At 68.4% G+C, this 10,863-nt stretch carries 9 protein-coding genes and 1 pseudogene; 2 read left to right on the top strand and 8 right to left on the bottom strand.

What is annotated here, in order from left to right:
- Positions 1-774: RNA-guided endonuclease InsQ/TnpB family protein (locus O1Q03_RS39350; RefSeq protein WP_269511385.1), on the top strand; the 774-nt coding region annotated here is incomplete at its 5' end.
- Here the strand turns inward: O1Q03_RS39350 and O1Q03_RS39345 are convergent.
- From O1Q03_RS39345 to O1Q03_RS39310, 8 genes are all read right to left on the bottom strand, one after another.
- Positions 771-2,063: an NAD(P)/FAD-dependent oxidoreductase gene (locus O1Q03_RS39345; protein ID WP_269511383.1), complete on the bottom strand. Its 1,293-nt coding sequence runs from the start codon at positions 2,061-2,063 to the stop codon at positions 771-773. The two genes, O1Q03_RS39350 and O1Q03_RS39345, sit on opposite strands and share 4 nt — an antisense overlap.
- A gap of 137 nt (positions 2,064-2,200) precedes the next feature.
- Positions 2,201-3,526 (bottom strand): NAD(P)/FAD-dependent oxidoreductase, encoded by a 1,326-nt coding sequence (locus tag O1Q03_RS39340; protein ID WP_269511381.1) that lies wholly within the window; start codon positions 3,524-3,526, stop codon positions 2,201-2,203.
- Positions 3,527-3,528: 2 nt separating this feature from the next.
- Positions 3,529-4,263 (bottom strand): cupin domain-containing protein, encoded by a 735-nt coding sequence (locus O1Q03_RS39335; RefSeq protein WP_269511379.1) that lies wholly within the window; start codon positions 4,261-4,263, stop codon positions 3,529-3,531.
- Positions 4,264-4,511: 248 nt separating this feature from the next.
- On the bottom strand, positions 4,512-4,967 hold the full coding sequence (locus tag O1Q03_RS39330; protein ID WP_269511377.1) for a helix-turn-helix domain-containing protein: 456 nt from the start codon (positions 4,965-4,967) through the stop codon (positions 4,512-4,514).
- A 105-nt stretch (positions 4,968-5,072) separates the two neighbouring features.
- Positions 5,073-6,350: an NAD(P)/FAD-dependent oxidoreductase gene (locus O1Q03_RS39325; RefSeq protein WP_269511375.1), complete on the bottom strand. Its 1,278-nt coding sequence runs from the start codon at positions 6,348-6,350 to the stop codon at positions 5,073-5,075.
- 197 nt (positions 6,351-6,547) lie between these two features.
- Complete coding sequence (locus tag O1Q03_RS39320) at positions 6,548-8,422, bottom strand: ABC transporter ATP-binding protein (protein ID WP_269511373.1); 1,875 nt, start codon at positions 8,420-8,422, stop codon at positions 6,548-6,550.
- Positions 8,422-9,381 carry an ABC transporter permease gene (locus O1Q03_RS39315; protein ID WP_269511371.1) on the bottom strand — a complete coding sequence of 320 codons (960 nt, stop codon included), beginning with the start codon at positions 9,379-9,381 and terminating at the stop codon, positions 8,422-8,424. Before O1Q03_RS39315 ends, O1Q03_RS39320 begins: the two co-directional genes overlap by 1 nt.
- Before the next feature lie 30 nt (positions 9,382-9,411).
- On the bottom strand, positions 9,412-10,365 hold the full coding sequence (locus tag O1Q03_RS39310; RefSeq protein ID WP_269511369.1) for an ABC transporter permease: 954 nt from the start codon (positions 10,363-10,365) through the stop codon (positions 9,412-9,414).
- A 92-nt stretch (positions 10,366-10,457) separates the two neighbouring features.
- On the opposite strand from O1Q03_RS39310, the pseudogene O1Q03_RS39305 reads away from it, so the two are divergent.
- Positions 10,458-10,863, top strand: a pseudogene (locus tag O1Q03_RS39305) (RNA-guided endonuclease InsQ/TnpB family protein); the annotation flags it as partial.

Below are 10,863 nucleotides of genomic sequence, written 5' to 3'. Positions count from 1 at the left end.
TCGCTCGGCTGGGTGCCGCTGAAGGGCCGAGACCTGAAGCGCGAGGGCGACGCGTTTCGCTTTGCCGGCAACACCTTTCGCGTGTTCAACAGCCGGCCGCTTCCCGAAGGCAAGATCAAGGATGGAACCAACTTTGCGCAGGATGCACGCGGCAACTGGTTTCTCAACATCGTGATCGAGATGCCGGATGTTCCGGCCCGACCTATCCGTTCCGGTGTGGGCATCGATCTCGGCCTGAAAGACTTCGCCACACTTTCGACCGGCGAGAAGCTGCCCAATGACCCGTTCGGTCGACGCGCGGCGGAAAAGCTGGCGAAAGCGCAACGGGCGCGAAAGCACAAGCGGCATCTCGCGAAGCTGCACGCCAAGGTCGCGAATGCCCGTGCCGATTTCCAGCACAAGCTCGCGCTCGATCTGGTGCGGCGCTTCGATTACATCGCGGTCGGCAACGTGTCGGCTGTCAAACTCGCCAGAACCAGGATGGCGAAATGCGTCTACGACGCATCCTGGTCGTCCTTCCGAAACAAGCTCCGCTACAAAGCGATCACGCACGGAGCCACGTTCGAGGAAGTCGACGAAAGCGGTTCTACCCAGTCCTGTTCGTCGTGCGGATCGAAAGACAGCACGACGCGGCCGAAAGGTATCGCGGGACTGCGAGTAAGAGAATGGGCCTGCAGTGGATGTGGTGTCGTGCATGATCGTGATATCAACGCTGCGCTGAACATTCTCCGATGCGGACGTGCATCGCCAGGTGTGGGAATCCCGTCCCTTTAGGGAAGGGAGGACGTCAATGCAGTGTCCTTGAGTCGGTACCAGGCGCCGACGAACGGCAGAAACCACGGTTTGCCGAAGTGGCCGGGAATCGCCGGCCAGTCGAAGCCTTGCCACGGATTGAGCGCCGCACGCCCGTCCATGATCTCGGCCATCAGCGTGCCCATCAGCGTCGCCATGTGCGTGCCGTGGCCGCTATAGCCCATCGAGTAGTAAACGCCGTCGCGCTCGCCCGCGCGCGGCAGCCGGTTAGCCGTCATGTCGACCAGCCCGCCCCAGCAATAGTCGATGCGCACGCCGGCCAGTTCGGGGAACACGGCGGCCATCTGCTGCCGCAGGATCCGCCCGCTCTTTTCGTCTGAACGGGAGTTCGACGTCGCAAAGCGCGCGCGCCCGCCGAACAGGATCCGGTTGTCCGGCGTGACGCGAAAGAAATTGACGAAGTTCTTGGTGTCGGTAACCATCCGGCGGGTCGGCAGCAGCCGGTCGAGCAGGTCGCGCGGCAACGGCTCGGTGACGATGATGAACGCGCCGACCGGCACGATCCTGCGCCGGATCCAGCCGAACGGGCCCACCTGCGAGATGCCGCTCGCGAGCAGCACCTGGCGCGTGCGGATCTCGCCGAGCGGCGTGCGCACCGCGTACGCGCCGCCCGCTTCCCTCGTCAGCCCGAGCACCGGCGCATGCTCGAGAACATGCGCGCCGCGCGCTTGCGCGGCGTTCGCCAGGCCGCGCACATAACGGCCGACGTGCATCCCCGCGCTCTTGCCGAACAGCAGCCCGCCGTGATAACGGTCCGAGCCGATCTCGTCGCGCAACGCTGCTTTCGTCACCATGCGCGTGTCGGGGTCCACGCCTGCGGCGAGCAGCGCGTGGCTGCGCGCGAGCTTGTCGTAGTGTTCGGGCTTCGCCGCGAGCTTGAGCTTGCCGCGACGCGCGAAATCGCAATCGATCGACTCCTCTCTGACCAGCCGCTCGACGGTGTCGACGCCCGCGTCGAACGCGCGATAGAGCCGGTTGGCCAGTTCGGTGCCGATGCGCTGCGACAGCGACGCGTAATCCTGCGCAAAACCGTTGTTGCACATGCCGCCGTTGCGCCCGGACGCCGCCTGCCCGACGGTACCCGCTTCGCAGACGACGACGCGCGCGCCCTTTTTCGCGAGCGCGAGCGCGGCAGCGGAGCCCGTGATCCCGCCGCCGACGACGACCACGTCGCAACTTCCGTCCGGCGGTTCCGGCGAGCGGCTCACGAATGGCTGCGACGTATCGAGCCAATAGGAAACGAAACGCATCACACACTCCAATCCTGTCAGCGCCAGGCCACCGCGCGCGGCGGCGGTTCACCGCATCGAGCCGGCCGTTCGCGCGCGGCGCGCGGCGCTGCGCATCGTCCACCGGCCGTCACCCCGCTGGACGTGACGGCGCCACCCTAGAAATCCGCGACCTTGCCCCATGCCGAATCGCTGAACCGGCCCGGCTGATACGGCACCGGATCGACCAGCGGCTGCGCGCCCGTCGCGAGATCCGCGATCAGATGCCCGGCGCCGGGGCCGATCCCGAAGCCGTGCCCCGAAAAGCCCGCCGCGAGGATCAAGCCGGGCACGCCCGGTACTTCGCCGATGCCCGGCACGCCGTCCGGCGTGCTGTCGACAAAGCCGGCCCATGCGTGCGTGATCTTCGCTTCGCGGAGTTCGGGCAGCAGTTCGACCGCGCGGCGGTACGTTTCGTTGACCGTCGGCATGTCGGGCTTCGGATCGAGGATGCGTACGGCTTCCATCGGCGTCGGCGCGTCGAGCCGCCAGCGCTTCAGCGTTTCATGGCCGCCGCGCACGCCTTCGAGGCCGCCCGGCAGCAGATTGCGCCAGCGCTTCGCGAACATCGGCACGAACTGGGGTGCGAAGCGCAGGAACTGCGGCGTCACGTCCACGCGCGCGCGACCGCTGATGGCCAATGCGTAGCGTCCGTCGGTACGGCGCGTAATGGATACGCCGGACGTGTACATCGCATCGGGCAGCGGCTGCGCGACGGGCGACACGCTGAGGATCGACTGGCGGATCGACGCCTGCGGAAAGCGGATGCCGAGCTGGCGGCAGAACGACGACGCCCACGCGCCGCCAGCCAGTACGACCGTCTTCGTCTTGATCACGCCGGCCTCGGTCACGACCGCACTGACGCGCCCACCCTCGAGTTCGATCCCGCGCGCCGCGCAGTGCTGGTGCACGCTGCCGCCCAGCCGCATCAGTGCGGCGGCCACGGCCGGCGCGGCCTTCGCCGGGTCGGCCGTGCCGTCGGTCGGCGAGAACACGCCGCCCTTCCATTGCCGGCCCGTCACGCGCCCGCGTTCGCTGGCCTGCTTGCTGTCGAGCATGTACGTGGTGACGCCCGCCGTCTTCGCGAAGTCGCCCCAGCTGGCCCAGCGCGACAGCTCCTCGTCGTCGTTGCTCAGGTACAGCAGCCCGCAGCGGTGAAAGCCGGTGTCTTCGCCGGATTCCTCGCCGAATCGTTCCCACAGATCGATGCTCTTGCTGGCCATCGGCAATTCGCGCGCGTCGCGGTTCTGCTGCCGGCACCAGCCCCAGTTGCGGCTCGACTGCTCGGCGCCGATGCGGCCCTTCTCGACCAGCGCGACCGACACGCCGCGCCGGGCAAGGTAATACGCGGTGAAAACGCCGATGATGCCGCCGCCGATCACGACGACGTCGGCCGATGCCGGCGGCGTGAGCGAGGTTTCGATATGGCGCAGCGGAGGGGACATGGTCAGTCTCGTTCGGTTGATACGTGGACGTTTTGCACGACGTAGAACTTCGCCACGCGCTCGCTGCTTTCCCAGCCGATCGATGCGCCGCGCGGCACGAACAGCGCGTCGCCGGCACTCAGCGACAGCACGCTGCCGTCGGGTGCGGCGAACCGCACGCCGCCGGCCAGCAGGAACATGAACTCGTTCACGCGATGCGGGCGGACGATCCGGTGATAAGGCGTCGAATCCCACGTGCCCGCGCAGTACTCGGCGCCATCTTCGATGAACACGTTGTCGCTGCGGCATTGCGGCGCGGGGCCGAGCAGCACCTCTGCGGGCAACGTCGACGACGGCTTGAAGTCGGCGTCGGCGCGCAGCGGAAAGAGGCCGCGCTTCGTCGGTTGCTTGCATACGGCCGCGCAGAACGTCACGAGCACCGGCGACTCCGCACTCACGCGAAGCGCCGTGCCACCGCCGATCACGGCGCCCTCCCCGGGCCCCAGCACCAGCGGCGCCGCGCCGGCCGCGTCGAGCGTCAGCTCGCCTTCGACGACGACGAGGGTCTCGATGTGCGGATAACGCGCGACGTCGAGCTCCCCGACGAAGCCGATACGGCCCGCGGCCATCGCGTCGGGCCCTTCCCACGCGATCTCCCGATGTTGCGCGAAAGGATCGTGCTCGCCGAACGCCTGCTTGCGCAGCGCGGTCGGATTGGCCGTTCCGTCGGCACGATGCAATACGAAAACTGCGGTCATCTCTGCTCCTGCATGGTCGCGACGGTGTCGTGCAGCCCCCGTCGCGCGGTATCGGAAATCGTTGTTCGAAGCCACACCCGTCGCACACCGTTAGGACATTGAAATGTCCGCATCCGGGTGCCGCCCGACAAACCCGTTCAATCTCATGGCCGGCGGCGCTTACCTGAAATTGTGCCGCGCCGGCCCGCCCGTCTGATTAACCGTCATTCAAGCGCACGTTAAGCGCCGGATAACGATCGCGCGTATCCCTACGCGACATGACATACCGCTTCGCGGTGTTCGGCACGCGCGCGCATCGGCGACGTCCGCGCCGGCGCGCCGCCCGGTCGCGCGATCACGTAGTCGCGCGGCGTGATCCCGAGCACGCGCCGGAAATGCCGGCACAGATGGCTCTGATCGAAGAACCCGACGTCGGTCGCGACCACCGACGGCGCGAGTCCGGCCCGCAACAGGTCCTGCGCGCGCCGTACCCGCACGAGGCACAGATACCGATGCGGCGACAACCCGGTTTCGCTGCGAAAGCGCGCGGTGAAACGCGACACGCTCAATCCGGCCACCGCCGCGAGCGTATCGAGGTTCAGCGGCTGCGCGAACGACGCGTCGATCGTGCGCAGCACATCGCCGATCGCCGGCGATACCGGCCGCGCGACATGCGGTGAGCGCGGCGTCGCGCCTTCGACCGAATCGTGAAACAGCTCGAGCATGCTCGCCGTCCTCATGCCGCCGCCTGCAGGATTGCGCCCGGCACGGCGACGCCGGCGAACGGGCAAACCAAACGCACTGTCATGTTGAATCCTCCCCGGCGCGCTTCAGTGCAGGAAATCCTGCACCCGGTAATACGCGCCGACGAACGGCAGGAACCACGCGTGCCCGAAATGGCCGGGTATCGCCGGCCAGTCGAGCTCGCGCCACGGATTCGAGGCCGCCGCGCCGTACAGCACGTCGGCCATCACGCGGCCCATGTGCACCGACATCTGCACGCCGTGGCCGCTGTAGCCCATCGAGTAATAGAGCCCGTCGTGCTGGCCCGCGCGCGGCAGCCGGTCGGCGGTGATGTCCACCAGCCCGCCCCAGCAGTAGTCGAGCCGCACGTCGGCCAGTTCGGGGAAATAGCCGGCCATGCCGGCGCGCAGGATGTCGCCGCTTTTCGCATCGGAGCGCGGGCTCGACATCGCGAAGCGCGCGCGTCCGCCGAACAGCAGCCGGTTGTCGGGCGTCACGCGGAAGTAGTTGCCGATCTGGCGCGACGTCACGTACGCACGGCGATTCGGGAACAGGCGGTTCAGCTGTGCGTCGGGCAACGGCTCGGTGACGACGATGAAGCTGCCGACCGGCGCGATGCGCCGCCGGAACCACGCGAACGGGCCGTGCTGAGATGCGCCGGTCGCGACCAGCACGCGATCGGCGACGATCGTGCCGCGGGTGCAGGCGACCCGGTGGCGCTCGCCGTCGAGCCGCTCGAGCTGCGTGACGGCCGCGTGCTCGTAGACGCGTGCGCCGGCGCGCACGGCCGCTTGCGCGAGCCCGACGCCGAACTTGCCCATGTGCATCTGCGCGCCGTTGCGCTGCAGGAGTCCGCCGTAGAAACCGTCGGACGCGATCTCATCGCGAATCCGCGACGGCTCGATCAGTTCGATGTCCGGATCGACGTCGCGCCGCAACGCGTCGAAGGTCTTTTCGAGCCCCGCGAAATGCTGCGGCTTCGCGGCGAGCTTCAGCTTGCCCGCGCGCCGGAAGTCGCAGTCGATCGCGTGCTCGGCGACGATCGTCTCGACGCTCTTCACCGCGCTTTCGTACGCGCGATAGAACTGTTTCGCCGGCTCGGCGCCGATTCGCGCGGCGAGCGACGCATAGTCCTGCGCGACGCCCGTATTGCACTGGCCGCCGTTGCGGCCGGACGCTTCGCCCGCGATCTGCGCGGCTTCGAGCACGACCACGGATACGCCGCGTTGCGCGAGCGCGAGCGCCGCCGACAAGCCGGTGAAGCCGCCGCCGATCACGACCACGTCGGCACGCCCTTCGACGGGCCCAACGCTTCCGGCGCGAAACGCGGGGCGGGTATCCAGCCAGTACGATTCGAATTTCATCGGGTCCTTCATTCCGTTGCGGCGACGACGATCGGCGACCGTTCAATGGGAATCATTTAATCATCGCTAAAAAGCGCAGTTGCCGCGTATTCGCGCACGGCACACGCACAAATCGCCGTTTTGCGCGAGCGCCGCAGCAGACTCTGCGGCGCACCGGCCGCCGCGGTACGCGCGACGACCGGGCGGCGTATCGCGCGCTACAGCCGCACCGGTTGCCCCGGCGCGACGTCGGCCTGCACCGGCTCCGCCTGGAAGCGCGCGAGATCTTCCTCGCTGCGATGGCACAGCACCTGCGCGCCGTTCTCGAGCGTGCGCAACGCGGGGGCCGTGCGGTTGCACACGCCGTCCACCCGCATCGCGCAGCGCGCCAGAAACGGACACAGCTCCGCGTCGTCCGCGCTCGCGCCGATCGGCACCAGCGGCCGGTGGCAGCGCTCGGCGGCGTCGTCGAGCCAGCCCGCGCGCAGTTCGGGCGCGGACGACACGAGCAGGTGCGAATACGGGTGATAAGGCGGTGCGCACAGCGCGTCGCGGCTGCCGGTTTCGACGCGGCGACCCGCGTACAGCACGACGATATCGTCGCTGATCGCGCGCACCTTCGCGATGTCGTGCGTGATGAACACGTACGACACGCCGAGCTTCGCCTGCAGGTCGCGCAGCAGCTCCATGATCGCGGCGCCGACCACGGTATCGAGCGCCGACGTGACTTCGTCGCACAGGATCAGGTCGGGTTCGGCCGCGAGCGCGCGCGCGAGGTTCACGCGCTGCTTCTGCCCGCCGGACAGCTCGCCGGTGCGCCGCCCGGCCACCGCCTGCGGCAGCCGCACGAGTTCGAGCAGCTCGGCCACGCGCTGCCGCGCGCGCGCGCCGCGGATTCCGTGATAGAACGCGAGCGGCCGCGCCAGCGTGCGCTCGACCGTATGCACCGGATTGAGCGCGGTATCGGCGTTCTGGAACACGATCTGCACGCGGCGGTGCTGCTCCTTCGTGCGCTTGGCCGCGTCGAGCGCGAGCGGCTGGCCGTCGAGCAGGATCTCGCCGCCCGTCGCCGGCACGAGGCCTGCGATCACCTTCGCGAGCGTCGTCTTGCCGGAGCCCGATTCGCCGATCACGCCGACCGTCTGCCCGCGCCCGATGCGCAGGTCCACTTCGTGCAGGATCACTTTCGCGGGCCAGCCGCTCGCGGTGCGGCCGCCGTACCCGGCAATCGCGCCGCGCACGTCGAGCAGCGGCGCCGGTGCGACGGGTTCCGGCTTCGCGTCGCGTTCGGCGTCGCTCGGCGTGACCGCCGCGATCAGGCTCTGCGTGTACGGGTGCGCGGGCGCATGCAGGATCTGTTCGGTCTCGCCGGCCTCGCGGATCACGCCGTCGCTCAGCACGACGATCCGGTCGGCCATCTGCGCGACGACGGCCAGATCGTGCGACACGTACACCGCGCTCATCCCGCAACGCCGGATCACGCTCTTGAACGCCTGCAGCACGTCGATCTGCGTGGTCACGTCGAGCGCGGTGGTCGGCTCGTCGAGAATCACGAGCTCCGGATCGGTGATCAGCGCCATCGCGGCCATCAGGCGCTGCAACTGGCCGCCCGACACCTGGTGCGGATAGCGCCTGCCGATCGTCTCCGGCTCCGGCAGCGCGAGCGCGCGGAACAGCTCGACCGCCTTCGCCTGCGCGTCGCGCTTCGACATCGTCTTGTGGATCAGCGCGCTCTCGATCACCTGGTCGAGGATCGTGCGCGACGGGTTGAATGCGGCGGCCGCGCTTTGCGCGATATACGCGACGCGGCGGCCGCGCAGTGCGGCGAGCGCCGCCGCGGACAGCGAGCACACGTCGGTGCCGCCGAGCTTCACCGAGCCGCCGGCGATCCGGCAGCCGGCCCGCGCATGGCCCATCAGCGCCAGCGCGATCGTCGTCTTGCCGGAGCCCGATTCGCCGATCAGCGCGAGCACCTCGCCGCGGCCGATCTCGAAGTCGACGCCGTGGACGATCGTCGTTTCGGCGCTGCCCGGCCGGCCGCCGACCACGCGCAGCCCGCGCACCTCGACGAGCGGATTCGATTCGTGTTGCATCAGTGGTCTCCTGCGGCGCCGGCCGCGCCCTTGCGGCGGCCGCGATGCGGCAGGCCGTCGATCATCAGGTTGACGCCCACCGTCAGCATCGCGATCGCGACCGCGGGCATGATCGCGACGGCCGACCCGTCGCCGAGGCTCGCGATGTTCTCGCGCACGAGCGAGCCGAGGTCCGCGTAAGGCGGCTGCACGCCGAGCCCGAGAAAGCTCAGGCCGCTCAGCAGCAGCACGACGAACGTGAAGCGCAGCCCGGTGTCCGCCAGCATCGGATGGATCATGTTCGGCAGCATCTCGACGCACGCGATGTACAGCGCGCTCTCGCCGCGCGCCTTCGCGACCTGCACGAATTCGAGCGTGCTGATGTTGACGGCGAGCGCGCGCGCGATCCGGTACGAGCCGGGCATGTAGCTGATCGCGGCGGTGAGGACCAGCAGCGGCAGCGACGAGCCGAACGCGGCGACGAGCATCAGCGCGAACATCTTCGACGGAATCGACGTGAGCGCGTCGAGCAGCCGGCTCATCGTCTCGTCGACCGCGCGGCCCGACACCGTGGCGAGCAGCCCGAGCGTCGTGCCCGTCACCGCGGCGAGCAGCACCGCCGCGAGCGCGAGCAGCACGGTCAGCCGCGTGCCGTACAGAATGCGGCTCAGCATGTCGCGGCCGAGGAAGTCGGAGCCGAACGGCAGCTTCGCGCTGAACGACGCGAACACGTCGGTCGTGACGATCGCGCCGACGTCATGCGGCGCGATCAGCGGCGCGAACACCGCGACGAACAGCATCAGGCCGACCATCGACAAACCGACGCGGCCGCCGGTCGTCAACGCGATATGCACGCCGCGGCGCTTGCGCGGCTGGTCGGGGGCAGGCATGGCAGGCGGCGTCGCGCCGCCCCACTGCGGCGGCGGATCGCCGGATGGCGGCAGCGCGCTGCTGCGTTGTACGGGTTCGATCGGTTGCATGGGCGGCATCTCGGAAGGAGGACGAAACACTCAGGTGCGCAGTCGCGGGTTCGACACGATCGAGCACAGGTCGGCGAACAGCACGAGCGTCAGGTACGCGACGCAGAAGATCAGCGTGCACGCCTGGACCAACGGGAAGTCGCGGTTGCTGACGGCGTCGACCATCAGGCTCGCGAGGCCCGGATAGTTGAAGATCGTCTCGACGACGATCACGCCGCCCAGCAGATACGACAGGCTCAACGCAATCGCATTGGCGATCGGGCCGATCGCGTTCGGCAGCGCGTGGCGCAGCACGACGCGCGCGGGGCTCGCGCCCTTGAGCACGGCCATCTCGACATACGACGCGCTCAGCTGCTCGATCACCGCGGCGCGCGTCATGCGTGCCATCTGCGCGATCACGACCGCGCACAGCGTCAGCACGGGCATCGCATACGCGCGCAGGAAATCGTGCACGCTTTCGATCGGCCCGCTATACGACAGCGCGGACAACCAGCGCAGCTTCACCGCGAACACGAGCACCGCGACCGTCGCGATCAGGAACTCCGGCGTCGCGACGAGCGACAGCGTGCCGAGGCTGATCACGCGGTCGACCACCGACTCGCGCTTGACTGCGGCGACGATGCCGAGCAGCAGCGCGATCGGCACCGACACGGCGGTCGTGATCGCGGCGAGCGTGAGCGACTTCGGCAGGCGGCCGCCGATCAGCTCCGACACCGGCATGTCGCCGGAAAACGACCGGCCGAAATCGCCGTGCAGCAGAGCGCCGAGCCAGTGCAGGTAGCGCACGTGCGCCGGCATGTCGAGACCGAACTGCTGGCGCAGCGCGGCGACCGTCTCCGGCGTGGCCGACTGGCCGAGCGCGGCCTGCGCGGCGTCGCCCGGCAGCAGGTTCGTGATCGTGAAGATGATCGCGGACACGATCAGCAGCGTCAGCGCGGTGACCGCGATGCGCCGGCCGATCAGCCCGATGAGAATTCGGTTCATCAGAATTTGCTCCGAGAAACCCCGCCATTGATGGCGGGAAGGAACGGCGTGCTGTTGACAGGCAGCTTCTTCCACGGGTTAGGATTACCTGCATGATCCTTGTCTATCGCTACCGCGTGAAGTCGCTCAACGGACTGCTCAACAAGCAGAGCCGCGCGGTGAACTACGTCTGGAACTTCTGCAACGACACGCATAAGCACGCGCTCAAGTGGGGCAAGAAGTGGCCTACGGGATTCGATCTGAACGTGCTGACGACCGGCAGCAGCAAGGAACTCGGTATTCACTCCGGCACGGTCAACGCGACGTGCGAGCAATACGCGAAGTCGCGCAGTCAGCACCGACGCCCGTACCTGCGTTATCGCGGCCGGAAATCGCTCGGCTGGGTGCCGCTGAAGGGCCGAGACCTGAAGCGCGAGGGCGACGCGTTTCGCTTTGCCGGCAACACCTTTCGCGTGTTCAACAGCCGGCCGCTTCCCGAAGGCAAGATCAAGGATGGAA

The sequence above is a fragment of the Burkholderia sp. IMCC1007 genome, assembly GCF_027257875.1.
Lineage (GTDB): Bacteria > Pseudomonadota > Gammaproteobacteria > Burkholderiales > Burkholderiaceae > Burkholderia.
The sequence above is the reverse complement of the archived record's forward strand: the minus strand, read 5'-3'. Positions and strand labels throughout refer to the sequence as shown.

Coding starts and splice junctions, on each gene's coding strand:
- O1Q03_RS39345 (WP_269511383.1), bottom strand. CDS start 2,063: ATGCGTTTCGTTTCCTATTGGCTCGATACGTCGCAGCCATTCGTGAGC.
- O1Q03_RS39340 (WP_269511381.1), bottom strand. CDS start 3,526: ATGTCCCCTCCGCTGCGCCATATCGAAACCTCGCTCACGCCGCCGGCA.
- O1Q03_RS39335 (WP_269511379.1), bottom strand. CDS start 4,263: ATGACCGCAGTTTTCGTATTGCATCGTGCCGACGGAACGGCCAATCCG.
- O1Q03_RS39330 (WP_269511377.1), bottom strand. CDS start 4,967: ATGCTCGAGCTGTTTCACGATTCGGTCGAAGGCGCGACGCCGCGCTCA.
- O1Q03_RS39325 (WP_269511375.1), bottom strand. CDS start 6,350: ATGAAATTCGAATCGTACTGGCTGGATACCCGCCCCGCGTTTCGCGCC.
- O1Q03_RS39320 (WP_269511373.1), bottom strand. CDS start 8,422: ATGCAACACGAATCGAATCCGCTCGTCGAGGTGCGCGGGCTGCGCGTG.
- O1Q03_RS39315 (WP_269511371.1), bottom strand. CDS start 9,381: ATGCAACCGATCGAACCCGTACAACGCAGCAGCGCGCTGCCGCCATCC.
- O1Q03_RS39310 (WP_269511369.1), bottom strand. CDS start 10,365: ATGAACCGAATTCTCATCGGGCTGATCGGCCGGCGCATCGCGGTCACC.